This window comes from Streptomyces sp. NBC_00005 (genome assembly GCF_045160215.1).
In the GTDB taxonomy this organism is placed as follows: domain Bacteria; phylum Actinomycetota; class Actinomycetes; order Streptomycetales; family Streptomycetaceae; genus Streptomyces.
Genome location: NZ_CP108316.1, coordinates 4,783,227 through 4,809,164 on the forward strand (window position 1 = coordinate 4,783,227; position 25,938 = coordinate 4,809,164).

25 protein-coding genes are annotated in these 25,938 nt (G+C 69.6%); 7 read left to right on the forward strand and 18 right to left on the reverse strand.

What is annotated here, in order from left to right; genetic code table 11:
* Positions 1-252 precede the first annotated feature (252 nt).
* Both OG303_RS21875 and OG303_RS21880 read right to left on the reverse strand, forming a co-directional pair.
* A complete protein-coding gene (locus OG303_RS21875) occupies positions 253-798 on the reverse strand; it encodes a hypothetical protein (protein WP_405870227.1) in 546 nt (181 codons plus the stop codon).
* Positions 799-950: 152 nt separating this feature from the next.
* The gene (locus OG303_RS21880) at positions 951-1,598 is read right to left on the reverse strand and encodes a hypothetical protein (RefSeq protein ID WP_405870228.1); all 648 of its coding nucleotides are present in this window, start codon (positions 1,596-1,598) and stop codon (positions 951-953) included.
* A gap of 113 nt (positions 1,599-1,711) precedes the next feature.
* Here OG303_RS21880 and OG303_RS21885 point away from each other — a divergent pair, with 113 nt between their 5' ends.
* Entirely contained in the window at positions 1,712-2,053 is a 342-nt protein-coding gene (locus tag OG303_RS21885) for a hypothetical protein (protein ID WP_405870230.1), read from the forward strand.
* A 12-nt stretch (positions 2,054-2,065) separates the two neighbouring features.
* On the opposite strand, the gene OG303_RS21890 is transcribed toward OG303_RS21885, so the two are convergent.
* Complete coding sequence (locus OG303_RS21890; protein ID WP_405870231.1) at positions 2,066-2,479, reverse strand: SsgA family sporulation/cell division regulator; 414 nt, start codon at positions 2,477-2,479, stop codon at positions 2,066-2,068.
* Between the two features lie 218 nt (positions 2,480-2,697).
* On the opposite strand from OG303_RS21890, the gene OG303_RS21895 reads away from it, so the two are divergent.
* Positions 2,698-4,530, forward strand: a complete 1,833-nt coding sequence (locus OG303_RS21895; protein WP_405870233.1) for a sigma-70 family RNA polymerase sigma factor — start codon at positions 2,698-2,700, stop codon at positions 4,528-4,530.
* 136 nt (positions 4,531-4,666) lie between these two features.
* Here OG303_RS21895 and OG303_RS21900 read toward each other — a convergent pair whose 3' ends face one another.
* From OG303_RS21900 to OG303_RS21940, 9 genes are all read right to left on the reverse strand, one after another.
* Positions 4,667-5,155: a pilus assembly protein TadG-related protein gene (locus tag OG303_RS21900; RefSeq protein WP_405870235.1), complete on the reverse strand. Its 489-nt coding sequence runs from the start codon at positions 5,153-5,155 to the stop codon at positions 4,667-4,669.
* Positions 5,155-5,613 carry a TadE/TadG family type IV pilus assembly protein gene (locus OG303_RS21905; RefSeq protein ID WP_405870236.1) on the reverse strand — a complete coding sequence of 153 codons (459 nt, stop codon included), beginning with the start codon at positions 5,611-5,613 and terminating at the stop codon, positions 5,155-5,157. The genes OG303_RS21900 and OG303_RS21905 overlap by 1 nt, the downstream gene beginning before the upstream one ends.
* 2 nt (positions 5,614-5,615) lie before the next feature.
* Entirely contained in the window at positions 5,616-6,053 is a 438-nt protein-coding gene (locus OG303_RS21910; RefSeq protein WP_405877409.1) for a TadE/TadG family type IV pilus assembly protein, read from the reverse strand.
* Positions 6,054-6,112: 59 nt separating this feature from the next.
* Positions 6,113-6,364, reverse strand: a complete 252-nt coding sequence (locus OG303_RS21915; protein ID WP_405870238.1) for a hypothetical protein — start codon at positions 6,362-6,364, stop codon at positions 6,113-6,115.
* 96 nt (positions 6,365-6,460) lie between these two features.
* Positions 6,461-7,384 carry a type II secretion system F family protein gene (locus tag OG303_RS21920; RefSeq protein WP_405870240.1) on the reverse strand — a complete coding sequence of 308 codons (924 nt, stop codon included), beginning with the start codon at positions 7,382-7,384 and terminating at the stop codon, positions 6,461-6,463.
* Positions 7,381-8,328, reverse strand: a complete 948-nt coding sequence (locus OG303_RS21925; RefSeq protein WP_405877412.1) for a type II secretion system F family protein — start codon at positions 8,326-8,328, stop codon at positions 7,381-7,383. Before OG303_RS21925 ends, OG303_RS21920 begins: the two co-directional genes overlap by 4 nt.
* A gap of 34 nt (positions 8,329-8,362) precedes the next feature.
* Positions 8,363-9,670 carry a CpaF family protein gene (locus OG303_RS21930; protein ID WP_405870242.1) on the reverse strand — a complete coding sequence of 436 codons (1,308 nt, stop codon included), beginning with the start codon at positions 9,668-9,670 and terminating at the stop codon, positions 8,363-8,365.
* Entirely contained in the window at positions 9,667-10,515 is an 849-nt protein-coding gene (locus tag OG303_RS21935) for a hypothetical protein (RefSeq protein WP_405870243.1), read from the reverse strand. The genes OG303_RS21930 and OG303_RS21935 overlap by 4 nt, the downstream gene beginning before the upstream one ends.
* A gap of 19 nt (positions 10,516-10,534) precedes the next feature.
* Entirely contained in the window at positions 10,535-11,266 is a 732-nt protein-coding gene (locus OG303_RS21940) for a hypothetical protein (protein ID WP_405870244.1), read from the reverse strand.
* Between the two features lie 508 nt (positions 11,267-11,774).
* Between OG303_RS21940 and OG303_RS21945 the strand changes: the two genes are divergently transcribed.
* From OG303_RS21945 to OG303_RS21955, 3 genes are all read left to right on the forward strand, one after another.
* Positions 11,775-12,641: a hypothetical protein gene (locus tag OG303_RS21945; RefSeq protein WP_405870246.1), complete on the forward strand. Its 867-nt coding sequence runs from the start codon at positions 11,775-11,777 to the stop codon at positions 12,639-12,641.
* A gap of 151 nt (positions 12,642-12,792) precedes the next feature.
* Positions 12,793-15,039, forward strand: coding sequence for a hypothetical protein (locus OG303_RS21950; RefSeq protein ID WP_405870247.1), 2,247 nt, complete (start codon positions 12,793-12,795; stop codon positions 15,037-15,039).
* Positions 15,029-16,291, forward strand: a complete 1,263-nt coding sequence (locus OG303_RS21955) for a hypothetical protein (RefSeq protein ID WP_405870248.1) — start codon at positions 15,029-15,031, stop codon at positions 16,289-16,291. Before OG303_RS21950 ends, OG303_RS21955 begins: the two co-directional genes overlap by 11 nt.
* Here OG303_RS21955 and OG303_RS21960 read toward each other — a convergent pair.
* From OG303_RS21960 to OG303_RS21985, 6 genes are read right to left on the reverse strand one after another with little or no spacing between them, the layout of a single operon-like run.
* The gene (locus OG303_RS21960; protein ID WP_405870249.1) at positions 16,284-16,874 is read right to left on the reverse strand and encodes a hypothetical protein; all 591 of its coding nucleotides are present in this window, start codon (positions 16,872-16,874) and stop codon (positions 16,284-16,286) included. The two genes, OG303_RS21955 and OG303_RS21960, sit on opposite strands and share 8 nt — an antisense overlap.
* Positions 16,874-17,542, reverse strand: a complete 669-nt coding sequence (locus OG303_RS21965) for a hypothetical protein (protein WP_405870250.1) — start codon at positions 17,540-17,542, stop codon at positions 16,874-16,876. Before OG303_RS21965 ends, OG303_RS21960 begins: the two co-directional genes overlap by 1 nt.
* Positions 17,539-18,351 carry a hypothetical protein gene (locus tag OG303_RS21970; protein WP_405870252.1) on the reverse strand — a complete coding sequence of 271 codons (813 nt, stop codon included), beginning with the start codon at positions 18,349-18,351 and terminating at the stop codon, positions 17,539-17,541. Before OG303_RS21970 ends, OG303_RS21965 begins: the two co-directional genes overlap by 4 nt.
* Positions 18,348-19,175, reverse strand: a complete 828-nt coding sequence (locus OG303_RS21975; RefSeq protein WP_405870253.1) for a hypothetical protein — start codon at positions 19,173-19,175, stop codon at positions 18,348-18,350. The genes OG303_RS21970 and OG303_RS21975 overlap by 4 nt, the downstream gene beginning before the upstream one ends.
* Before the next feature lie 60 nt (positions 19,176-19,235).
* Positions 19,236-20,651, reverse strand: coding sequence for a hypothetical protein (locus OG303_RS21980; protein WP_405870255.1), 1,416 nt, complete (start codon positions 20,649-20,651; stop codon positions 19,236-19,238).
* Positions 20,648-20,944 (reverse strand): hypothetical protein, encoded by a 297-nt coding sequence (locus OG303_RS21985; protein WP_405870256.1) that lies wholly within the window; start codon positions 20,942-20,944, stop codon positions 20,648-20,650. The genes OG303_RS21980 and OG303_RS21985 overlap by 4 nt, the downstream gene beginning before the upstream one ends.
* Positions 20,945-21,280: 336 nt before the next feature.
* Between OG303_RS21985 and OG303_RS21990 the strand changes: the two genes are divergently transcribed.
* Both OG303_RS21990 and OG303_RS21995 read left to right on the forward strand, forming a co-directional pair.
* On the forward strand, positions 21,281-22,003 hold the full coding sequence (locus tag OG303_RS21990; protein WP_405870257.1) for a hypothetical protein: 723 nt from the start codon (positions 21,281-21,283) through the stop codon (positions 22,001-22,003).
* A 10-nt stretch (positions 22,004-22,013) separates the two neighbouring features.
* Positions 22,014-25,931 carry a DUF6531 domain-containing protein gene (locus tag OG303_RS21995; RefSeq protein WP_405870259.1) on the forward strand — a complete coding sequence of 1,306 codons (3,918 nt, stop codon included), beginning with the start codon at positions 22,014-22,016 and terminating at the stop codon, positions 25,929-25,931.
* Positions 25,932-25,938: the final 7 nt, after the last annotated feature.

Below are 25,938 nucleotides of genomic sequence, written 5' to 3' on the forward strand. Positions count from 1 at the left end.
AAGATCAGTCGTGTGGAAGGGGCCCGCGGGATGCTGGGACCGACGTCGCGGCGAACTCTCCGTGATTGAACTCGGGCCATCTCGCCGCCTGCCCATGTCGACCACCGTCTCGTCGAGATTCGACTACGGGATGCATGCCCTGGACGAGATCGGGGCCAATCAGAACCGGTCTATCAACCGTCCAAGCCGGCTAGTCCAAATGGGGGACGGGACGGATCGCCGGAACTATGTGGCCATGGCCATGCCCCGTGATCAGTCGTCCCAAGGAACGCGCACGGGCTTCCGCTTCCACCAGTCGCCGTCATCGGACTCAGGCCTGTCCATCGTCGGGCGTACCCAGGGGCGCAGCGTACGCTCCGGATCCGGGGCACTGGCAGCACGGAACCGAGCATCCAGCCGTGCCAGCAGCTTGCCCAAGGCGCCCTCGCGTGCTTCCACCGGCATGGCGTACATCAACTCCTCCAGTGCGTCACGGGAATCCAGGTCGTTGCCGTAGGCGCTGATGGGGTAGAAGTCATCGCTCGACCATCCCGGTTCCATCCTGCGCACCAGGCGTTCCCAGGACGCGAAACGGTCGGCCACCGAGTAGACGGGTGCCGTGATCTTCTCGCGCAGATGTGGTGCGACCCGTGCTCTCTCCACCTCCAACCGCTCCGCATCGCACCCGGCGACAGCCTCCAGCACCGGCTGCGGCAGTTCGTTCCACACGGCCTTGGTCTCCGGGGCGGCCCGGAACACGTCGCGCGGTGACCGCTTCCCGCCCCGCCGAGCCCGGCCGTTCCCCGTCGCGCCCGTCACGCCACTCACTCCTTCTCACTCGTTGAGCTGCTTCATGAAGTACGCGCAGCCACCGTCGGGCGAGAAACTCCCTGACTTGTCGTACGCCCCGTCCTGTGTCGTCAGGCCCCACAGGGTGATTCGAGGTGAAGGCGATCAGGCTGTGCCGAAGCTCAGCCCGTAAATCGGAACGTCGACGTGATCGCGTCGAAGATGTCGAAGAACGAGTCGGCCAGGTCCAGGACTTGGCTGCTGCCGGCCACCAGCGCGACCTTGCCCTCCTGCCCCGGGACGGGAATGAACGTCTGCATCAGCACGGCTCGGATCGTGCGGTTCAGGCTGTCGTCCGGTACGGCGATGTCCTCGATGCCGTACGTGCGGGCCACGGTGCCCACGCCCGGGATGTCGACCGTCGTCACCTTGCGCCAGGAGTCGCCCTCGTTCTTCGGCTCCTTGGGCGCCAAGGCAGACGCGATCACGGAGGGGTCCGTGGACAGCGGTGCGCCGTCGCGGGTGCGGCCGCCGACCAGCGACACCGTCACCGAGCCCGTGATCGGCGTCCCACCGCCGAAGCTCTCCGCCATGCAACCGCAGTACAGCGCGCCCGACTTCCACGCGTCCGCGGCCGCCTTCTGCAGGAAGGCGGTGTACGTGTCCCGATACTGGGCCAACTCCGGGTGCTGCTGGACCCGTTCGGTCACCATCCGGTGGATCGAGTCGTCACGGGACTCCGGCCGTACGTCGAACTCCCACCACGACTCCGGCACCTTGATCCGGAAACCTCCGCGCTCGATCGTGAGCGCCTCCATGTAGCGGGCCATGACGTGTCCGGTTCTCCCCGTTTTCTCGATCGACGTCGATCACGTGTGCCGACATCATTCCGTTGTACGGTGCGGCCCAGACTACGAGATCGTGAGATCGGGGGACGGAAGCCATGGGCAAGGGCAAGAGCGACCTCGCGCTGCCACTCGGCGAACTCGAGGAGTACGGGGGCCGGTTGCGGTCCCTCAAGGCCCGGCTGAACCACACCAAGAAGCTCTTCGAGTCCTACAAGGACGACATCGGCGACGGCAGCGTCAACGACGCCCTCGACGACTTCGAGTCCAACTGGGAGGACGGGCGCGAGGACATCAGCCAGTCGTTCGACGCCCTGGCCGACATGTCCGACGCCGTCGTACGCGAGTTCAAGAAACTCGACCTCGACCTCGCGAAGAAGGCGGAGGACGCGGTCAAGCAGGAGGACAGGGCGGGCAGCAAGGGAGACGGCGGCAAGTGATCCTCCCGCCTCTCACGCGGCGCCGAACAGAGTCGCCAGCCCCTGGTCGAGGGCCGGCTCCAGGGGTTCGCCGCCCGGCTCCGTGACCTCGTACGAGCGCAGCAGGAAGCGGTGGAGGTCGGTCGAGTCGAAGAGGACCGCGGCTATGCCCTCCGGGGCACGGAGTTCGACGATCGTGTGGGTCAGTCCGCACGGGCGGACGTGGACGTTGCCGAGGCCGGCCGGGTTTCCCAGGCCCTCCTCCAGGAGCCCGCGGGCGAAGGTCCATGTCACCTCCTCTCCGTCGAACGAGATCCAGGCGGGGAAGACGAGGTGCACCGCCAGGGGGTCGTCGGAGGCGTAGCGGAGGGTGACGGGCACCGCCAGCTCGTCATGGTCAGGGGTGAGCAGGTGGGCGCCGGTGGGCTGCTCCAGGGCGATGTACACGAGCGGTCTCCCTTTTCGGGCATGTCTGATGAGGCGGCGGCCAGTTGGGCCTGTGCCCCTCTTGAGCACGTGGAGGGGCCCGGCATTACGCCGCCACAGAAGACAATTTTCGTGACGTGCGTCACATTGGCTCAACGCTGAAACTTTGATTGAAAGTTTTGCCATCTAGGCTTACAAAACCTTTCTCGCCCCACTGCAGGCAACTGGAGCGTTCCGCCATGTCCGACGGTCCCATCGCGGTGTCCGCACCGGCCTCCGCCTCCGCCTCCGCCACGACGGCGTACGCCCGGATCTACGAGGAACAGCAGCCGCGTCTCGTCGCGTACGCGCGTTCCCTCACGAGGAACGCCTGGACCGCCGAAGACCTCGTCGCCGAGGCGCACTTCCGGGTGTGGCGGCGGCTGGCGGCGGGGCACGAGATCGACAACGTGCCGGCGTATCTGATGACGACGGTGCGGCATCTCGCGATCGCCGCCGGCAGCGCCGTACGCGAGACGCCGCGGGATCCGCACGCCGACGAGCGGGCCGAGGCGGGCGAGCACTGTCACGGGCCCGGGCACGGGGACGACCCGGCCGAACAGGTCTCCTCCGTCGACCTGTTGGTGCGGGTGCTGGGCCAGTTGCCCGAGCGGTGGGTGAAGGCGCTGTGGCTGGCCGAGGCCGAGGGCCAGCCGCTGGCGGCGATCGGCCCGCAGCTCGGCACCCGGGACGGCGCGACGGCCGTACTGCTGCACCGCGCCCGCGAGGGCATGCGCCAGGCGTTCCTGAAGACCCAGACCGGCGCTCCGGACGATCCCGCCTGCCAGGTCCACTGGAGCCGTATGCCCGCCTATGTGCGGGGTGGCGCCACGGCACGGCAGTCCGAGCGGCTGCTCGGGCACGTGGACGCGTGCGACGACTGCCGGGCGCGGCTGGCCGCCCTGATGAGCGCCAACGACCGGTTGCCCGCACTCGTCGGTCCGGCGCTGCTCGTGTTCACGGTGGGCGGCGCGGGCAAGTTCCTGCTCGCCTTCACGGCCGGTTCCGCCGGTGCGGCGTTCACCGCGGGCGGCGGGCACGCTGGTGGGCTGCTGCACGGAGTGCGCCAGGTCGCGGTCGGCGGCTCGAAGGCGCAGGTGGCGGCCGCGGGCGGCGCGGTGGTGGCCGGTGTCGCCGCGGTCCTGCTGGTGCTCGGCTCGATCGACGGCTCCACGGCTCCGGCGCAGCGCACACCGGTGGCCGACGCACCCCTCGACAAGGTGCCGGTTACGCGGCAGCCGGTGGCCGAGGCGGTGGGTCCGCCGTCGACGGGCCTGCCGGGCCGGCCGTCGGAGAAGAACGGCACATCGACCCGGGCGGACGGTGCGGGCGGCGCTGAGCAGGTCCGCGTGACGACGGGTGGGAAGACGGCGGGAGCGCCGACGGACGATTCCCCGTCGTCGCCGGTCGGCACTGGGCCGGGCGAGCCGGATGAGCCGGACCAGCCGATCGAGACCACCCCCGTGGACCCGGATCCGGCTCCCCCGGCGGCGGGTGGAGACCACGACGAGCCGCCGCAGGGTCCGGAAGCCCCGGCCGACCCGCCCAAGGAGGCGCCGAAGGCCCCTCCGGCTCCGCCCAAGGATTCGCCGAAGCCCCCGGCACATCCGCCGAAGGACTCCCCGAAGCCCCCGTCGGCTCCTTCGGCGCCCTCGGTTCCCCCGGCGCCTCCCGCCGGCAACACCCCCGAGTACCCCGCGCCTTCGGCTCCCCCCAGCGACAGCACCACCGAACCCGAGTCGCCGAGCGCGCCGTCCACCCCGCCCGCACCCGAGCCGGTGACCCCAACCCCCGCAAGTCCCGAGCCGGTTGAGAACGCCCCGGCCCCGTCGCCGAGCACGCCCAGCCCCGGCGACTCGTCCACTACGACCGAACCCGGACACGGAAGCGACCACGGATCCGGCACGGGGACCGGCACCAGCACGCCGTCGCCCTCCACGCCCACCGGGCACAACTGCCCAGGTGCGCAGGGGCAGGAGCACGGACAGGAACAGGAACAGGAACAGGGGCAGGGACAGGAGCAGGAGCAGTAACGGTTCCGGGTCTCACCGCTGACCCGCTGGGCCCGCCCGGTTCGTCGGGCGCGCCGCATGGGGACAGGAAACCGATCGGCCGGTCCCACGGCAACGGGCGAGGCCCGGCTCCGCCCGACTCCGGCGGAGTCGGGCCTCAGCCGACCTCGTTCTGGGCCACCGCGTCGCCGTGGACGACCACGTCACCGCCGTAGAACATCCCCGTGAAGACGGGCGTGTACGTCAACTGGACCTCTACCTGGACCTGTTCGGCGTCCGCGGCCACGCAGTGGGTCGCCGCGATGTCCCCGCCCCGCATGTCCATCTGGCGGGCGAAGGCCTTCACGCGGGCGTCGCAGTTCTGGTAGTTGATCGGGGCGGCGGCGCCCGGGTTCTCGTAGATCTCGTTGAGGTTGATGTCCTGGGCGGCGTAACGGGCCGCCTGTTCCGCTATGTCGGCCGCGCGCTCCCGCTTCGAGATGGACATGCCGCCGTCGATCACGAAGGCGGAGAGGGACAGGAAGACGAGCGCGAAGATGATGACCGCGCCGGCGCCCGAACCGCGGTCGTCGAGGTGGGCCCTGCGGGCGGACAGCCAGGTGCGCAGGGCGGCCGCGGCCTTGGCCGGCGTTCTCAACTCGCCCATCAGGCCTTCCTCTTGTACGGGTCCAGCGGTGCGGTGAACGAGCCCGACATGTGGGTCGGGATGTTCAGGCCCAGCATGGCCAGGCCCCGTACCTCACAACTGACCTCGACCGTGAAGAAGTCGGCGTCCTGGAAGCCGGCGCTGGTCTTGGTCACGGTCACATCGCCGGAGCAGACGTCCGTCAGGTCGGCCGCGGCCGCCTTGCGTGCCTCGCTCATGGCGTTGCCCTCGTCCCACTGGAGGGATCCGGAGCGGGCCGCGTCCCGGGCCGCGCCGTCGATCGCTCCCCGTCCGTCCACCATCTGACCGAAGGCCACCAGGACGAGGATGAAGAGGATCATCACCGGAGCGAGGATCACCACCTCGATCGCGGACAGGCCGCGGTCGTCGCGCAGCCGGCCGCCGGCGTCCCGCAGGCCGAGCCCGTGCAGGAGATCCCTGAGAGCAGAGAGGGTCATCGCTAGTTCTGATCCTCTCGTACGAACCTCTCCACCGGGCCTTCCGACTGCGCGTGCACCGTGAAGTCCAGGCCCGGGAACACCGTCGGCACCTTGGCCGTGATCTCCACGCCCACCGTGTTCTGTTCCGGCTGGAGCATCTTGACGTCGGGCGAGAGCACCAACTGCGGGCCCAGCTGGCTGATGTAGCTGTCCACCACGTCCTGCGCCTCGCCCCGCCACGCGCCCGGGGAGTCGTGCGCCGTGGCGCGGGCCTTGCGCGCGCCGGCCTGGGCGGCCGCCTGGGCCACGTGGTCGGCGAAGAAGTACAGCGCGAACTGCACCGTAGCGAAGATCATGAAGAACAGGACCGGCGTGAGCAGCACGAACTCGATCGCGGTCATGCCGGAGTCACCACGGGTGGCCGCCGCCTTGCGTGCGGTCTCCACCCGGTGGCGCATCCATCTGCCCACGTTGGCCGGCCTCCCCGTCAACCCCGTTGTGCGTGCCGTCGGCCTGGTCAGCAGGTTCCGCTCGCCTTGGCACCGTTGATGCAGTTCTGGACCTTCTTCGCACCGTCGCTCAGCGCGGTGTTGATGATCGCGGCCACCACGCCGACGATCGCCACGACGACCGCGGAGATGATGACCCACTCGACCGCGGAGGCACCGCGGTCCAGTTCGCCGGAGCGGGCCCGCTGCACGCGGCCCTGCAGGAAGGTGACCAGGAAGTCCATCGCCGGGATGCCGGTGTTGAAGTTCCGTCCCATCATGGTGAGTTGTCCTCTCAGGAGCAGTTCGCTGGCTCGTTGTCGCTGTTCGTCGCTCGTTGTCACTGGGGGCCGGCCGTGTGGGAGCTCAAGCGCGCGTCATGACACCTGGAACACCCGCATCGCCGCCGGAAAGATCAGGAACACCAGGAAGCCGGCACACAGCAGCAGCTGGGCCACGAGCATGGACTGGGACTTCTCGCCCGCGCTGCCCTCGATCTCGGCGAGTTCGCGGTGCCGCATGGTCTCGGCGCGGGAGGCGAGGGACTCGCGGACCTTGGCGCCGTCGTCCGCGACCAGGGCCAGGGAGGCCGACAGGTCCTTCAGTTCCTCGACGCCGATGTCCTCGCCCAGCTGTCCCAGTGCCTGCCACTGGCTGATGCCGGTGATGCGGGCGTCGGCCAGCACGTTGCGGATGCGCTGCGTGGCCCATCCGTCCGACACCTCGGCGGCGGCCATGAGCGCCTCCGGCAGACCGCGGCCGCCCGCCAGGCTCATCGACACCAGGTCCAGGTACGCGCCGATCACGCGCCGCAGGTCGCGCCGCTTCTCGGCCGCGTCCCGCCGTACCTCGAAGTCGGGCAGGAGGAAGAAGACGAGCGCGAACGCCAGCGCCAGCCAGACCGGGATGATCGGGCTGCTGCCGACCCCCAGCGTCCACACCACCGCGAACAGGAACGGGCCGAAGAACAGGCCCGCCACGCTCAGCAGCACCTTCGTCGCCAGGAACTTCTCCCAGCTGCGGTCCAGCACCGCCAGGTCCGCGCGCAGCGAACGCTGCTCCCAGCCCTGCTGCAGGTAGAACTCGGCGACCCGCTCGCCGACTTCGGCCCGCAGGGAGCCGAGCCGGCCCTTCTCCACCGTCGTGCGCGCCGCCCCGTAGGCCGCACCGCGCGCCCGCATCGCGTCGATCCGCGCGACCTGCGAGACCGCGCTGCGCTTCGACGGCATGAGGGCGCGTACGAGGGCGTAGATGCCCAGGCCGATGACCGCGCCGACGACGATCGGCATCGTCAGGTTCACCGTCGTACCCCCTCTTCGGACTGCGAGTGCAACGGCTGCTGGCCCGGCGTCCGGGGCCGGACGAACTGGACCGACGACTCGTCGCGCACCAGGAAGCGTTCGGGCGTCTCGATGGTGGACAGCTTGCGCAGCCACCAGAAGCCCAGCGCGAACAGGCCGCAGACGATGGCCAGGACGAGCTGGCCGACGGCCGTTCCGTACGGCGCCACGAAGTCGCGGTTGAAGATGGACAGGCCGAGGACGAAGGCGATCGAGACCGCCACGACGATCTGGACCGAGCGCCGGGTGGAGGCTCGCTGGGCCATCACGCGCTGGCGCATGTCCACCTCCTCTCGTGCCGACTTGGCGAGCGCGCCCAGGACCTGTCGCAGACCGGGGCCGCGCAGGCGGGCGTTGAGGATGAGCGCCGCCACGATGATGTCGGCGGACGCGTCGTTGATCTCGTCGGCGAGTTGCTGGAGCGCCTCGGGAAGCGGGGTGCGGGAGCGCAGGCGGTCGACCAGGGCGTCCAGATGGGGCCGCAGGACCGGGGCGGAGGCACGCGCCGACGCCGGGATGGCCTGCTCCAGGCCCACCGCTCCGGCGATCGTGTCGCGCAGCGACTCCGTCCAGGAGGCCAGGGCCTCCACGCGGCGCATGCCGGCCTTTTCCTCCCCGGCACCGCCGAAGAGGCGGTCCCAGAAGAAGACGAGGATGCCGGCGGCGATTCCGGCAACTGCCCAGCGGGTCAAGAGCAGTACGACGAGGCCGACGATGGCCGCCAGCGAGCCGCGCTGACCGGCGAACCGGATCAGCTCGCCCGCCCGCTCGGCGGCCTTCTGCTTCTCGTGGTCGGGCTTCACGGGCAGTCCGCGTACGGCGACCATGAACAGCGCGAGTCCGCCGCCGACGGCGACGCCGCTGCCGATCGAGTACAGGACAGTGGTGGAGAAAAGGCCGCCCATCGAACCGAGCGAGCCGAGAGCCTCGTACGTCATGTCACCCCCACGTTCCGGTCGGCCGGTAGCCCTGAGCCATCAGGTCCTCCAGGCATGCGATGGGTGCGTGCGGCACGATCCGCCCGTCGGGAGTCTCGGCGAACACCTCGCTGGACAGCACGCGGCCGTCGACGCCGTTGACCTCGCGAACCGAGGTGACCATGCGCTGGAGGCGGCCGCCGGTCTGGAAGTTGTTGCGCCGCTGGATGAAGACGACGAAGTTCACCGCACCCGCGATCAGCATCTGACTGGCCTCGATGGGCAGCCGCTCACGCGCCTGCAACGCGTATGTGGAAATACGGTTGAAGACCTCGCTGGAGCTGTTCGCGTGGATGGTGGACAGCGATCCGTCGTTGCCCTGCGACATCGCGTTCAGCATGGTCACGATCTCGTCGCCGAGGACCTCACCGACGATGACGCGGGAGGGGTTCATACGGAGCGAACGGCGCACCAGCTCGGCCATCGAAATCATGCCCTGGCCCTCGGAGTTGGGCAGCCGCTCCTCGAACGCCACCACGTTGGGGTGGAGATCGGGGAAGGTGTCGAGCCCGAGCTCCAGCGCACGCTCCACGGTGATGAGACGCTCGTGCGGCGGGATCTCGTTGGCGAGGGCCCTCAGCAGCGTCGTCTTACCGGCGTTGGTGGCTCCCGCGATCATGATGTTCTTACGGGCACGGACCGCGCAGGCCAGGAAGTGCGCGACCTCGGGGGCGATGGTGCCGTTGCCGACGAGGTCGGAGATGAAGACCTTGCCCATGCGGGCGCGACGGATGGAGAGCGCCGGGCGCCGCGTCACGTCCATGACGGCCGACAGACGCGAACCGTCGGGCAGCCGCAGGTCGAGCTGCGGGTTGGCGGAGTCGAAGGGCCGGGAGGAAAGGCCCGAGTAGGCGCCGAGCACCTGGATGAGCTCGATGAGCTCCTCGTCCGTCTCGGCGACGGGATCGCCCGTGACCTCACGGCCGTCGGCATACCCGACGAACACCTGGTCGGAGCCGTTGATGTCGATGTTCTCGACTTCGGGGTTGTCGAGCAGCGGCTGCAGCCGGCCGACGCCGAAGAGGGCCGCGTGCACGGCGGCCGCGTACTGCTCCTCGGTCTCGGCGTCGAGGGGGGTACGGCCGGCGTTGATCTCCGTCCGGGCGTACTCCTCCAGGATCTGGGCTATCACCGCACGGGCGTACTGCCGTTCGTCCTCGGTGGACATCGGCGTGACGTTGCTCGCCTGGTCGAGGCGGCGCTGCTCGGCGATGCGGTCACCGGCGTCCTGCCGGAACCGCTTGACCAACTGGTGGTCGACAGCGGTCATGCGCCGGCCCCCGCGTGCCCGCTGACCTGACCGTGCGTCGGTACGGACCAGGCCGCGCCGTACTGCTGGTACAGGTCCGCGGTGACCTTGCGGGCCGAGCGGATGAGCAGCGACTTGTCGAGGCGGCCGCGCTTGCGTCCGGCCAACTGGTCGGCGCCGGCGGGGTCGTCGGCGATGGTGCCGACCACGCGGGCGCCCGTCTGGGCGTGCACCAGCATGTCGTTGACCTGGCCGGCGAGCTTGGCGGCGTTGTTCGTGTCGGCGATCAGGACGACGCCGATCATGGGGTTCCCGAGGCCGGCGGCACCGCGCGGACCGCCGTGCAGCTTGTTGGAGAGGGCGGTCGCACGGTCACGGACGCGCGCGATGGCCTCCGGCTCGGTGCGGCTGATCAGCAGCACGAGCGCGGCGTGCGGGAAGAGGTCGACGGCAGGCGTCTCCCCACTGATGCGTCCGCAGTCGGCGATGACGTCGGCGGGCGCGTTCGGGGAGTCGGCGAGCGAGGAGAAGGCGTGCCCGAGGGTCGGCCAGAGCCCGGCGAGACCGGCGGCCTGCTCGGCGTTCCCGAGTCCGACGAGGACTTCGAGGCCGCCGCTCAACGGCTGTACGTGGTCCCAGAGTTGGTCCGGGACCAGGCCGCGGCGGGCGGTGGCCGCGATGGACAGCATGCCGGTGTTGGGGTTGAGCGGTCCGCCGTGCGCGGCGGCGCTGCGGTACACCAGGTCGCCGCCCGCCGGGTCGGTCTCGGCGAGCAGGACACGACGCGGCCAGACCGCCGCGAGGGCGACGGCCGCGGTGGTGACGCCGGGGGAACCCTTGTCGGCGGCGAGGGCGATGAGGGCCATGGTTTGCGTCAGCCGCCTTCTACTTGCTGGAGACGAGCACGAGAGCCACTTGGCTGTTGGACGCGGCCTGGGCGAGGGCGGCGGCCTTGTCGCTGTCGACGGTGAGCGTGACCGGGAGGTTCGTGCTGCTGACGAGGGAGTCGCTCTGCGTCTCCTGTACGAAGGTGACCCGCGCCTGTTCCGCGATCAGCGTGTTGCTGCCGCCGGAGCTCGAGGACGAACTGCCGCTGGAGCCGGAGTTCGAGCCGGATCCGGTGTCGTCGCCGACGCGGTACGCGGCGACGGTGTCGCCGGCCTTCAGTCCGGTCGGGTACTGGCCCGCCTTGAGGGAAAGACCGACGGTGGCCTTGCCCGCGGCGACACCGGCCTCGTCACCGAACATCTCACCGACGGGTACGACCCCGGCCGGGATGGCGTTGACGGCCTTCAGCTTCTTCAGGGCGCTCAGCTGCGACCACTCGACGTAGTGGATGCCGCTGTCCTTGGCGACCATCACCGACGTCACGTTGCTGTCGCTGACCGATCCGCCCGCGGGAATGTCCGCGGTCACCTTGACGACCTCGATCCGGTCGCCGGCCTGCAGCACGAGCATCGTCGCGCCCAGCGCACCAACCAGGATCAACAGCACCGCCAGCGCGGCCAGCGCGGGTTTGCGCTCGCGAGGCGGAGTGGGAAGCCGGTCACCGACCGACGGCTGAGCCGGAGCCGCAGAACGACCGTGAGCCGTCCCCGAACGCTCTTGGATCTTCACGCAACCGCTCCCCGTACACCCAAGAAATTGTCTGCCACGTATGCCAAATTCTTTATAAATCTGGACACTTCACCCGGGCCCGCCCGTACGCAGACGTCCGGGACGCGCCGGACGTACCGCCCGACCTGGGCGAATAGCCATCGCTGGGGTGAGTGTCAAGCCATGGCACCGTATCAGCCGCACATAAGCCCCTCAAGGCGCGTCCTGCCTCGTGGACCGCACGGCCCGCACCGTTATTCACCTGCAACTTGAAGTGCAGGTTTCCCAGTTGCACCGAGGCCGCGACAGGTCCGCCACCTGTGCGGGAGCGAATCCGTCCCCCCGTCGACATCCTGCCCTTACCGGGGCGTTCCTCACGCGGCGCCCATGATGCCTGCACGATTCGCTCACGAAGGCTTGGAACCGCCGTGCCATGATCTTTGCTCGCCGCGGAGCGGTCGGACACGGAGACGGGGTTGCTGGAGTGACGGGGACGGGGAGTCCGGGGAACCGGGCGGGACTTCTTCCGGTGAGCGGGGCGGCGCTGGCCTCCGACGGGCGGGCGCTGGAGGCGGTGCGTGCGATCGGTGCGCGCTGCGGCGTGGACTTCACGGACGACGCCGCGGTGACCGTGCTGCTGGGCGAACGCCGTCGGGTGCTGGAGCGGCGCGGTCCGCTGGCGTGGTGGGGCGCACTGGCCCTGACGGTCGGCGTGGTCTGGCTGTGCATGGCGCCGACCCTGTCCGCGCCCTCCGGAAAGCCGGCCCTGGCCTTCGCCCCGCCGGCCGCGCTCCTCGTCCTCGGCATCGCCTGCCTCACCCTCGTCCACGCCCGCTGGAAGCGCGAGTTGCTGCACGGGACGCTCGTCGGCTACCGCGAGGTGCTGGGCGTGGCCCGGGCCCACGGGGTCCCGGTGACGCACGTACCGGCCTGGCTGGAGGGACGGACGTCCGGGGGCGGCAAGGGAGCGGCGCCAGTCCCGGCGTATCCGAAGGTGGAGCCGCTGTTCACGCAGGCCGCGCAGGAGCAGCCGGCTGCCGCGGCCGCCCGCACCGCCCCCGTCCCGTCCAAGCCCCCCGCCGTCACGGCCTACGAGTCCATGGCCGACGCCGGCGGCTGGCACGACGAGACGGGCTGTCTGCTGGTGATGGCCGGTGCCGGGGGCGCGATCTGGGCGGCCACGTCGGACGCCCCGATCGGCTACGGCGCCCTCGTCCTCGTCCCGCTCGCGATCCTCGTCTGGCTGGCGGGCAGCCGCCAGGGCAAGGAGAGAACACGGTTGCGGGCGGAGGCGCAGGCGTACGTCAGGACTGTGGCGGCGGCACAGTCGGCCGGGGCTCGGGTACCCGAACTGTCGCCTGTGCTGCGGAAGTTGCTGGACGAAGGTGCCGTTTGACCTCGCTCGACGGCACGCGACCGGTCACTCGCCTGACGGCCCTGCCCGACCTGCCGGAACCGGAGCCGGAACCCCGGGCCGCCGTTTCGCACTAGCGAAGCCGCCAGTAGAGTGCCGCAAGGACACAGGACGGGTATCGGGGGAGACGTCAGTGACTGCAACGGCCGAGGCGCACGCGACCCGTCGGCGAACGTACGGCGCCGCCCGTCTGCTTCTCACCCTCACCGCCCTCGCCGCCCTGTTCGCAACCGCCACGCCGGCCGCCCACGCCGCCGAGCCCGTCGCCCAGGCCGCCTACCTCGCCGCCCGCCTCCGCGCCGATCCGGTCTACGTCACCGACCAACTCCCGCGTGAGATACCGCACTCCACGGCTCCGGCGTTCGCCAGGCTGGCCAAGCGCACCGGTGTGCCGACGTACGTCCTCGTCCTCCCCGGCCCGAGCGGCACCGGCAAGGGCCTGCTCGGCGCCGTCCACGACCGGCTGGGCCGGGACGGCCTCTACGTGCTGATCGACGCTTCGGGTGTCAGCGACGCCACGGCTTACGGCGTGCACGCCCCCGCCGCCGACGCGGCGACCGTCGCGCTCTACGAACTCCCCTACGACGCAGGCCCCTTGCGCAGCTTCGAGCGCTTCGTGGACGTCGTCGCGCAGGGCAGCGAGAAGGCCGCCCAGCGGGCGGCGAGCGCACGCGAGCGGTACGGCGACGAGGACCCCGCCGCCCTGTACCTCGGCCCGAGCGACCGCGACAACCAGTCGTTCCTCACGGGCGTCCTGCTCACCGCCGTACCGGCGTTGATTCTGCTGCTGGTTCCTTATGTACGACGGTGGCGCCGCCGGTTGCCGGGGGCGAAGCCCGGTAGGCCTGGGGCGAAGCCCGGTAAGCCGGGGTCGGCAAAGCTGGATTCCGGGAGGAAGCCGGAGTCCGGGAAGCCGGAGTCCGGGAAGCCGGGGCCCGGCATCCGCCACCGGCTCGGGCGCGGGCTCGTCCCTGCCGCCGCCCTGGCCGGCGCGGCCGCCATCGCCCTCACGGCCTCCCTCGTCTTCGACCAGACCAGGTCGAGCGCCGCTCCCCCACCCACCGCCGCCGACCTCACCGCCCGCGTTCACCGCGTGACGGAGGGCCTGAAGCGCGATTCCGTGTACGTCGACCCGGAGAGCGCGCGCGTCCTGAGCGCCGCCCAGCTGTCCCGACTCCACGACCGTATCCGCGCGTTCGCCCGCTCGGACGGCGGCGGCCCGGTGTACGTCCTGCTGGTCCCGCAGCTCACCGAGGACGAATCCGCGGGCCAGTACGACGTGTTCACCGCGACCGTGCACAGGAAGCTGGGCAAGGACGGCCTGTACGTCGTCGCCGACCCCCTCGGTGGCTACATCGAAGTCCTCAACTACGGCCTCCGACTGGACAGCGTCGGCCTCGACCTCGGCCTCCCCGAATCCATCGGATCCGGCGACGACCAGGCGCACGAGGCCGACGACCACGCGCTCGGCGACCGTCTCGACGCCCTGATGACGTACCTGGACAAGGTTCCGCGCAGCGACGAGCCGAACACGGCGGCCGACTACCCCGCCACCCCCGAGCCCGTCGACAGCCACGTCCTGCGCCCCCTGTTCTCGGGGGACTTCCGGCCGGGCCTGCTCATGGGCGCCCTCACCGCACTCTTCGCCCTCGCCCTCACGGCCGGCGTGCTGGGCATCGTCGGCAAGGTGCTGCGCCGCCGCAACCCGGCCCCGCTGCCGACCTCCACCCTGCCCTTCACGGCGCCCACCGATCCGTCACCGTCGTACCTGCGACGCACGGCCCACACGGAACTCAGCGCATTGGCCGAGGACTTCAGGGGCTCTGCGGGCTCCGGAGATTCCGGAGATTCCGGGGAATCCGGAGATTCCGGGGAATCCGGGGAATCCGGGGAATCCACGCACGAGCAACCGCCCTCCGGTCCCTCTGGTCTCCTCCCCCAGGTCCGCGCCTGGGACTGCTTCGACGCCGCGATGCTCCTGGTCGACGGCGACATCGACGCCCTCGACAGCCCCGGTCCCGGACCCGAGACGCTGGTCGCGGTCGTCGTCCTGTCCCGCGCGGGCCGCGCAGCGCTCCGGGGCGAGGTCAACGACCTGTGCTGCGGCGTGAACCCACTGCACGGCCCCGCGGTGAGCCGTCACCACGTCCGCGTGTCCGCCGAGGGGCGGCGCCGCCGGCTGCTCCCCGTCTGCGAGAGCTGCCGCAACACGGCCATCGTCGAACCGGCCACCGTCCACACCCTGTTGATGACCCTGCCGGCCCCGGCGGGCGCCGACGGACGGGTGCCGTACATCGAGACGGACGGCCCGCTGACCGCCGTACCCAATGGAATTCCCAGGCTGATCGACAAGGTGAGGGAGACCGCCGGTGTCCAGTGATGTGAAGCGGCTGATCGCCGTCCTCGCGGCGGCCCTGCTGGCGGTCGTGCCCGCGGCCACCGCGCGGGCGTCGGACCACACGCCGAGCGCCGGCGAACGCATCGCCGACGCCCTGCACACCTCCCCCGTCTACGTCGACGACGCGTACGCCACCGCCGTACCGCCGTCCCAACAGCGGCAACTGGCCGCCCAGATCAAGAAGACGGGCCTTCCCATCAAGGTCGTCCTCACGCCCCTCACCAAGGGCGACGGCTTCGACGGCGACTCGGACGTCCTCGCGGACGTCGTCCACGACCGCCTCCCCCAGCACCAGCTCATCCTCATCACCGCGGACGGCGACTTTCCCGACACCCTGAACGGCTACGAGTGGCCGAGCGACACCCACCAGACCGAGGACGCCGTCGCCGCGACCGCCTTCCTGGACGAGACACGCGAGGCGGGCCTCGCCGACCTGACGGCGAAGGCCGTGGGACTGGTGGCGGAGGGCGACGGTACTCGGGTGTACGAGGAGGCGACGAAGGACCTGCGCGACTCCTCGTCGTCGGAGTCGGATCACGCGGCCAAGTCGTCGTCGGGCGGGTCGATTTCGTGGCTGTGGCTGCTGATCGCCGTACCGGCGTTTGCCGCCCTCGTCCTTACCGGCGGCCGCCTGGCGTTCCGCCGCAGATCTCGTACGGCCGCCGCCGGCGTCCCCCAACTGGTGTTCGCCACGGCCCGTGCGGCCGACGAGGCAGAGCTGCGCCGCCGGGCGGAGACGGAGGTTCTGGCTCTCGGCGAGGCAACCCAGGAGGCCTCCCCGGACCGAACTCCCGGCCTCCAGCAGGCCCTTGACGCCTACGCCGCTGCCGGTACGGTCCTCGACGCGGCGCGGGGCGTACCGGACCTGGCGGGCGTCCTGGCCCTGGTGGCAGAAGGCGAGGACGCCCTGTCCGGCGCCGCCCCTCTCCCCCTCTGCTTCTTCAACCCTCTCCATGGCCGGTCCACCACCCGCACCACCCGCACCACTTGGCGCCCCCTCGGCCGCCGCGACCGCCTCCGGGTCGCCACGTGCCCCGAGTGCGCGACCGCCCTCGCCGACCGCCGCGCCCCGGATGTCCTCACGGACACCGCCCCGGACGGCCGGACCGTGCCCTACTTCGAGATCCCGGCGCAGCGGAGCGTGTGGGCGGCAACGGGATTCGGGTCCTACGGACCGAACGGATCCCTCGCGGAACGCGTGAACCTCGGCGACTTCACGCGCTCGCTCAGCTGACGGCGACCGTCTGCGCGAGGCGGTCCGTCAGCTCGCACAGACTGTCGCTGTGGGCCTGCGCCTGCCATGAAGTGAGCAGCACCAGGCCCCACTTGTCGTCGGGGACGATGCCGTAGGCACAGGTCTCCATGACCGTGCCGGTCCCGTCCCGGTCGGCGTCCTGCACGAACGCGTGCCGGACGCGGACCGCCGGTCCAACAGGCAGGGTGCGCAGTTCGGCCTCGGGCGGGCGGTAGGAGACGGCCGTGGGGGCGGCGAGATAGCGGTGCAGGAGCTCAACGGTCATCGTCGGGTACGTGTCGTCGGCGACCAGGGCCGACAGCTCGATGCGGGCGAGCTCGCCGAGCCGGGGCTCGGGGACGTACGACAGGGCGGTGATCGGGCCCCGGGTGCGCGCGTCCTCGGCGGCCAGCCGCAGCTCCTCGGCCAGCGCCTCGACCAACTGCTCGTCCCTGTCGGCACCCGCGCGCAGCCTGGCCGAGTCCATGGCCCAGGAGGCCAGGTCGACCATTTCGCGCACGGGCAGGGGGACGGCGTCGTCGGGTGCCTTCATGCGCACGGTCGACGAGGAGAAGGCGGGCATCAGGCCATCCATTGCAGGGTGCGGGCGATGGAGTCGAAGAGACCGACCAGGGCTTCGGCCAAGGGCTCCATGGGGGTGGAGAAGGACAGGAGCAGGCGCTGGTCGGCGTGCGGGACGGCGAGGTAGACGTCCAGGTGCGTAACGGTGAGCTTGTTGCCGTCCGGGTCGTCGGGCTCGGGGCGCCGACGGTAGAGGTGGCGCACGGCGGGGCCGGCGGGAAGGTCGGTCGTGGTGACCTCGTCGTCGGGGGCGGTGCGTGCGGCGAGGGACATGGCGATGTCGGCGAGGTCTCCGACGGCGGTGCCGGACTGTGGCTTCAGCACGGTGACGACGAGACCTGCGGAGACCGGGACCTGCCCGATGAGTTGATTGACGAGATACATCTCCACGCCACCGTTCGCATGCGCCGCCTCGGCCTGCGCCTTCATCCGCTCGGCAAGCGCCGCCTTCAACTGCGGGGTGGCCTTGGTACGCCGCAGACCGCGGTTGACCAGCTTGTCGATGCGGTGGGGCCAGCGGTCGGGGTCGAGGACAATGCGTTCCCAGCCTTCGGGGAAGGCCAGGCGGTAGTCGGAGGGGCGTGCGGGGCGGCCACCGGGGCTGGGGTCGCTGGTTGCCGTCACCGCATTCATGGTCGCGTCGGTGTTCGTCTTCGTCTCCTTGGTCATGCCACCGCTCCTTCCGTCGCCCAGGCCCGGGCCCGCCGCAGCCGCCCCAGGGCCATGACGCCCAGTGGGGCCAGGACCATCACGGCCGCCGCGCTCAGGGACACTGCGGTTTCGACGGTGTCGTCGATGTCGGGCTTCGCTCCGAGGAAGGGGCCGTAGAAGCCGGACGGATCGACAACAGCCGTGGCCCTGTCCCCTGTTCGCATTCGGTCGGCGCATTTCTCCCTGTTGCTGAACACCTGGTGGACGGAACCGTCCGCCAACCGGACCCTGCAGTACGTCTCACGGATCCCGTGGGACAACGGCCGGCTGGGAGCGGCGAGGGTGACCGTCTGCTCCACTCCGCGCAGTTGCAGGTACCACTCCTGGGTGGCGCGGGACGCGACGAAGATCAGGACGAAGTACGCCACCGCCGTGAACCACGGCAGGACCAGTTCACGGCGCGAATTCCCGGCATCTTGGGCGGCCATGACGACGCCCACCCCGACCAGGGTTCCGAGCAGCAGAGAGAACTCGCCCAGCACGAGGTTGGACAGCTCGCAGACGACGAATCCGGTGAGGGCGGCCAGCAGCAATCGCAGCCATGGCCGCCCGACGAGCAACCGAAGTGGCCCCTTGCCACCGAACCGTCGCGGACGGGAGTCGGCGGTCAGGTCGGCCAGGATGGTGCGCACCCGTCGCGTATCGCCGTCGTCGGCGGCCATACGGCGCAACTCCGGCAGCCCCAAGCCGACCTCTTCCAAGGTCCGTTGCCATTTCTCCGGCAGCTCCGCGAACAACTCGTCGACGGTGCGTTCGTCCTCCGTCACGCCGCCGTTCCGTCCGACCGGCCGCCTCGTCTGCCCCGCGCCTCGTTCGCCCGGCTCATGACCGCAGCAGTCAGCGGAGCGAGGACGAGTAGGACGGCGGCACCGAGACAGACGTATCCATCGACGGTGCCGCCGATGTCGGACCTGCCCCCGAGGACCGGCCGATAGTGGTCCGACGGATCGATCACCGCGCGCGTCTTCGTGCCGACCACCGACGCGTCCGTACACCGCTTGTCGTTGTGGAACACCTGACGGACCGATCCGTCCGGGAGCTTGACGCGGCAGTACAGAGTGCGAATCCCGTGCGACCCATGATTCACGGGCGTCGCATACGTGACCGTGGCTTCCTGACCGCGCAGATGCAGATACCACTCGTCAGCGGCGTACGAGCCCATCCAGATCAGGACGACGTAAGCGGCCGCGACGACGCCGCACACGGCGAGCCCTCCGACGGATCTGCGGGTCTTGAACCCCGCCCAGGCGACGGCCAGCCCACAGGCCGCGCCGACGAACAGCGCCGAGGAGTCGAGGACATACGTGGACAGCAGGCAGAGGACCACACCGACGACGGCCACCAGGAGCAGCCGAAGCCAGGGCCACACTGTCCTGCTCTCCTCGGTCCAGCGATCACCGTCGAAATCCCACCGGCTTGAGGAGACGGAGTATTCCGAGAGGATGTGCTGCACGATTCGCCCGCCGTTGTCCTCCAGGGCGATCTCGCGCAGTTTCGGCAGGCCCAGCCCCTTCTGCTCAAGCGCGCGGCGCGTGCTCTTCGGCAGTCGGGCGAACTGTTCGTCGACGGTCCGACCGTCTCCAGGTGCCACTTTCCTCGTTCTCTCCTCGCCCTTGCGGGCCTCGCGATGGTCCGGCTTCAGCAGGTGCCTTCAGCCTCCGGCAGGAGTCCAGTGCCAGTTGTAGAAGGGAATCCCGTTCGCACCGAGTCCGGGAACATGCTTGAGCCCGTCGAACGCATTGCGCTCAATGCTGCTGGGTTCCCAACCCGCCGCGGGCGTGAGGTTCGCGATGCCCGCGGCGAGCGGCGCCACCTGGCTCGCGAGGTAGAGACCGCCGGCCGAGTAGGCCTTGCCCTTGAACACGGAATCGGCGAGGGAACCCCACTTGGGCAGCTCCTCGGCGAGGATTCCGTCCCCTCCGGCCCCCGCCCTGAAATCCTTCACAGCTGTGACAACGTCGTTGGCGTACGCCTTGAAGTTGAGAGACTCCTTGACGATCGACTTCATACTCGGCAGGAGCCTGTCCGGACCCTTCGCCAGGGCCTCGCCGATCTTGCCCGCTCTGACTCCCGTGAGGTCCTCGGCCAATCCGCTGGCCAGTTCCTCGCTCGCGCCCACCTCGCGCAGCGCGAGGAACTCCTTCAGAGCCGACGATCCGCGCGCCGCGACGGCGGCCTCCTTGGCCGTCGTCCCCAGGATCCGCCCGGCACCGAAGGACAGCACACCGACCACGTCGATGGCGACGTCCAGCCACGTGCCCTTGCCGTCCAGTGCGGAAATGGTGTCGCAGACCAGCGCGACCACGGAGGCGATCAGGGCCAGTGCGCCGAGCACCTCACCGAGGATGGGAACCCAGCTGAATACGAGCGCCAGAAGACAGAGCACACCGGCGATCGCCCCCGCCCAGTGCCCGATCGTCGCAACCCAGTCCTTCCAGTTGTCCCACCAGTGATGCTTGGGATCCTTCAGACCGTCATGGTCGATGGCGTCACGGATGGCCTTGGCGGCGTACCCGGCCTGGGTGTCCCGGTAGTCCAGCGCATGCCGCAGATCCTTCTTGGCGGCCTCGAGCTCCCCGTCCGCGGCGTCCTTCTGCCGCTTCAGCTTCTGCTTGTCGGGGTGCTCGTCGGGCCCGGGATGGTGATCGATCTGCTTCTGATAGCGACTGCCGTCCCCGTCGGCGCTCTTGGCCTTCGTGAGCGCCGTACGCACCAGGTTCTGCGCGTGGTTGAGGGCGGTGGCCCAGTTCTCCCGCGCCTCGTCGGACACGGGCCCGTACGGAACGGAGGAGCCGAGGGCGGTGGCGGCGGCCGCGTACCGCTGGTGCGTCTTGGTGAGCAGCCCGACGGTGTCATGGGTCTTGTCCTGGAACACCCGCCCGGCGTCTGAGTCCCACCCGTTCCCGTCGACGAGGTTGTTCAACTTCCCCGCCTGCTCCTCGATCAGCTTGGCGGTGTCGGAGATGCGCTTGCCGAGCCGGGCCACCTCGTACGGATCACCGGGCGTGAACGCCTTGTCGTCGTAGCGCGCCGTCTGCCAGTCGACGCCGGAGAAGTCGTCACTCACTTGCCCTTGCCACCGTCCCCCGACTGGGCCTTCAGCAGCGCGTCGGCGAGATGCTGGTCAAGACCGTCGTACGCCTTGGCCGCCGCACCGGCGGTCTTCCCGAGGAACTCCAGCCCGTCGCAGAGCTCCTTGCGCTTCTTCTTCCAGTCGTCCGCGAAGTCGTCGAGCGCGCCGGCGACGTCGCCGGACCCCATCTCGGCGTCGTAGGAGTCGACAAGATCCCTGGCATGCTCGAAGTGCGACTTGAGCTTGCCCACCGACCGGCTGATCTCTTTCAGCTCGGTTGTGGACACCTTGACGTGATCCGCCACTCCGACCCCCGTGTACGTGCTTCTCGTCCGACCGCCACTTCAGTCCCGCAGGGCACAGAGCAGCCATGGTTACTGTCCGTCGAGGGTTTTCGCGGCTGCAACCAACGGGGTGCAAAGGGAGTGTCTAGAGCGGACCACGCGATTCGCCGGACCCAAGAGAGCCTTGAGATATCGACAACCGGCTCTTGGGGCGCCTTTGACCTGCCTTTTTCCACCTCGAACTTATGATCGTCCGTCATGACCGTGTCAGGTCACATGAGTTGACGCGGGCGACGGACGAACGCACGGGAGTCGCGGTCGCACGGGGGTAACGACAAAATGGCGATCAACCTGCCGCACTGGCTCGCCGAGGTGATCAACGTCCTCGGCTTCGACTGGCCCGAGATCGACGAGGACCAACTCCGCGAGGCCGCCCGTCACCTGCGCAAGTACGCACACGACGCAGAACGGTCCCACGACCGCAGCCACAAGATCGTGACCGGTGACCTCCAAGAGGTCTACGCCTCCCAGTCCTACACCGCCCTCGCCGAGGCGTGGGCCGGCCAGTCCAGCAAGCACATGAAGGAGCTCATCGAGGCCTGCCGCATGCTGGCCACCGCTCTGGACGACGCCGCCATCGGCGTCGAGGTGATGAAGGACAAATGCATCGTCCAACTCGGAATCGCCGCTGGCGAGTTGGGCATGGACATCGCCGCCAGCGCGGTCACCCTGGGCCTTTCCGACCTCGCGGCCGCTGCCCAGATCGAGATCCAACAGCGCCTGATGAACGGCATCATGCAGAACTTCGAGCGCGAGGTCGTCTCGATCCTCGCCGGCAAGATCACCGGGCCGATCAAGGAGAAGATCGACCGCTCCGTCGAGAAGCTGCTGTTCGCCGAGATCACCCACGAGGCCCTCGGCGGCCCGGCCCCCAAGATGAAGCTCGACTACGACGGCATCCTCGGCCATGCCGGCACGATCAAGGGCGAGTCGAAGGCCAACCTCGACGGCGGCCGCTCCTTTCGCCACCACACCGGGCACCTCACCTTCAAGACGGGATGACGCGGCAGGCGTGAGCGAGATAGTCCAGAAACTCGTCAAACCGGTGGTCGAGATCATCGGCCACATCGGCGAACACATACCCAAGGCCCTCGCCAAGAGCCACCACCGCGTCGCCGACCACCTCCACACCGTCGTCCGCGAGGCCCGCAAGACCGACGAACGCCTCGCCCAGGAGGCCGGCCACCTCCCCAAGGGCCACGCTCACGAACCACACACCGGCCACGGCGGAACCGACGCGGCGGCAACAGCCGCGACAGCTGCCGGCAAACCCCTCGACCGCCTCCGCTCCCTGTGGGCCCGCACCTTCGGCTCCCGCCACTGCAAGAACGACCCCGTGGACGTCGCTACCGGCGAGATGGTCCTGCCCACCACCGACGTAACCCTCCCTGGCGCGCTCCCTCTCACCCTCACCCGCACCCACCTCTCCAGCTACACCCGCGGTGTTTTCTTCGGCTCCTCGTGGGCCTCGGTCCTCGACCAACACCTCGAACTGGACGCAGACGGTGTGGAGTTCGTGTCGTCCGACGGCATGCTGCTCGCATACCCGCCACCGACCGCAGAGGGCCCCACGTACCCCCTCACGGGGCCCCGCCTTCCTCTCACTTGGAGCGGCGAGCCCAACACCCCGATGCGCATCGGGGACAACGGCACCGTCCTCACCTTCGACCAGGCCCGCCCCCTCCCCCACCGCCCCGGCGCGATCACCTTGCGCCTGGTGCGCATCGAGGACCGCAACGGCCGCGCGATCGAGATCGAGTACGACACCGACCGCGCCCTTCCCATCCTCGTCACCCACCACGGCGGCTACCGCATAGCCGTCGACCACCACCCCACCCTCCCCCGCATCACCGGCTACCACCTCCTCGACACCGAGGGCCCCGGCACCACGACGCCGCTCGCCCACTTCGGCTACGACGAACACGGCGACCTGGCCGAAGTCTTCAACTCCTCCGGTCTGCCGCTCCGCCACACCTACGACGCCGAACACCGGATGACGTCATGGACGGACCGCAACGGCAACCGCTTCGAGTACGAGTACGACACCGCGGGCCGCGTGATCCGAACCGGCGGCGAGAACGGCCTGATGTCCTCGACGTTCGCCTACTCGGAGGACGGCCGCACCACGCACTACACGGACTCCCTCGGTCACACGACGGTCTGCGAACACAACGACGCCTACCGCCTGATCCGGGAGACCGACCCACTCGGCAACACCACGCACCAGGACTGGGACACCGACAACCAGCACCTCGTCGCCGTAAGGGATCCCCTCGGCCACACCACGCGCTACACCTACGACGCCCACGGAAGTGTCGTCGCCGTGGAGGACCCCACCGGCTCGGTCAACCGAGTTGCCTACAACGACCTGGGCCTGCCAGTGGAGTTGACCGAGGCCTCGGGTGCGGTGTGGCGCAGCGAGTACGACGACCGAGGCAACCTCCTGGCGACGATCGACCCGTTGGGCGCCCGTACGTCGTACACCTATGACGAGTACGGCGACGTGGAGACGGTCACCAATCCGCTCGGTGCGGTCCAGCACTGCACCACGGACACGGCGGGCCTGCTGCTCGAGGTGACGGACGCGAACGGGTCGACGACGACGGCCGTACGCAACGCCTTCGGCCACATCGCCGAGGCGACGGACGCCCTCGGCAACACGATCCACGTCGGCTGGACCGTTGAGGGCCTCGTCTCGTGGGTGGAGCGGTCCGACGGTCGCCGCGAGTCGTGGGCGTTCGACGCCGAGTGCAACCCGGTCGGCTACACGGACCCCGGAGGTCGTTCGGTCGCGCAGTCCCCCGGCCAGTTCGACCTACTGACGGGCACGACGGACGCGGACAGCGCGAACTACGCCTTCGAGCACGACACGGAACGCCGCCTGGTGCGGGTGGTGAACCCGGCGGGCAACGAATGGACGTACACATACGACCCAGCGGGCCGCCTACTCGACGAGACGGACTTCGACGGCAGGACGATCCGCTACGAGTACGACGCGATGGGCAACATCGTCGCCCGCACCAACTCGGCCGGCGAGACACTGACGTTCACGCGGGACGAGCTGGGCCGCCTCACCTCGTCCGCCGAAAACGACGAGGTCACCACCTACGAGTACGACATCGCGGGCAATCTGGTCCAAGCCCGCAATGCAGCGTCCGACCTGCACCGCGAGTACGACGCGACAGGCCGCATGCTGTCCGAGACGGTCAACGGCCGTACGGTACTGGTGGATTACGACGCGATGGGCCGCCCGATCCGTCGGACCACCCCCACCGGCGCCGTCTCGTCCTTCACCTACGACCCGACCGGCCTGCCGACTGCATTCGAAATGGCCGGTCACCGCATCGCGTTCGGCTTCGACGCCACAGGCCGCGAGACGAGCCGAACACTGGGCCCGGGCGTAAAGCTGCACCAGACCTGGGACGGCACGAACCGCCTGACCGCCCAACAACTGACGCAGGACGGGACCACCCGCCCCCTCCAACTCCGCACGTACACGTACCGGGCCGACGACTTCCTCACCGAGATCGACGACCTGTCCACGGGCGCCCGCCGCCTGGACCTCACCGCAAGTGGGCGCGTCTCATCGCTCACGGCCCGCAACTGGACCGAGCGCTACGCCTACGACTCTCTCGGCAACCTCACCCACGCCGAAACGCCCCTCACCGAGACCCCGGAGGACACGGATCACGTCTTCACCGGCACGCTCCTCCACCGCGCCGGCCGCACCCGCTACAAGTACGACGCCCACGGCCGCGTCATCCGCACGACCACCCGCCTGCTGTCAGGCGGCCGCCGGGTCCGTCACTACCGCTGGAACGCTCAGGACCAACTGGCCGAAACGATCACGCCTGACGGTGCGGTATGGCGGTACGAATACGACGCGGCGGGCCGACGCATCACCAAATACCGCGTCGACAAATCCGGCGAGGTGACGGAGCGCCTCACCTTCACGTGGTTCAACGCGACACTCACCGAGCAGACGGACGAGACCGGCCGCACGGTCACCTTCGAATACCTCCCGGAAACCTCTGTTCCGCTGGCCCAACTCACAGCCGGCGATGGATTCCACGCGATCCTCACCGACCCTGTGGGCACGCCGACGGAGCTGGTCTCCCCCGACGGTGAGATCGCCTGGCAGCAACGCACGACGCTGTGGGGCGAGCCCCTGCCGGACGGCCCCTCGGCCACGATCGACTGCCCGCTGCGCTTCCCGGGCCAGTACGCGGACGCGGAGACGGGGTGGCACTACAACTTCTTCCGGCACTACGACCCGGCTACGGCGCGGTACACCACGCCGGACCCGCTGGGGCTGGAGCCGGCGCCGAATCCGGGCGCGTATGTGTCGAATCCGCTGGCGTGGTCGGACCCGTTGGGTCTGGGAACCAAGTATCGCGACCTGCCCGGTTGGAAGGGCGGCAACCCCATCGACCCTACGTGGGGCGGTCGTGTCACCCACAAGACCGGCTACAAGGGGCGACCCGAGGGTGTCGTCGCGGAGGTCCACAAGGACATGCTGGGCCAGAGGACGGGCCCACAGGTGGATGCCGGCACCATCCCAGGTTGGAAGGACGGGATCGGGCTCCGACGCACCCACCTCCTCGCGGCCTCGCTCGGCGGATCGAACAAAGACCTCGCGAACTTCATGGCGGTACATCGCCGAGCGAACCACCCCGTCATGTACCACTACGAACGCCAGGTGGCCATGGCGGTCAACGACGGCCATGTCGTGACCTACAAGGTCACACCCCTGTACCACAGCCCGACCGACACCAGACCGCACAGCATCGCCATCGAGGCGACCAGCGACAAGGGGTTCGCCTTCTCGCCCTACCATTCGGACGAGGCCTCCAGACACGCGATGGCTGCGGACCCGAGCAAGCGGACCAACCGCATCGTCATTCCCAACACACCCGACTGCGGCAAGTAGGCGCGAA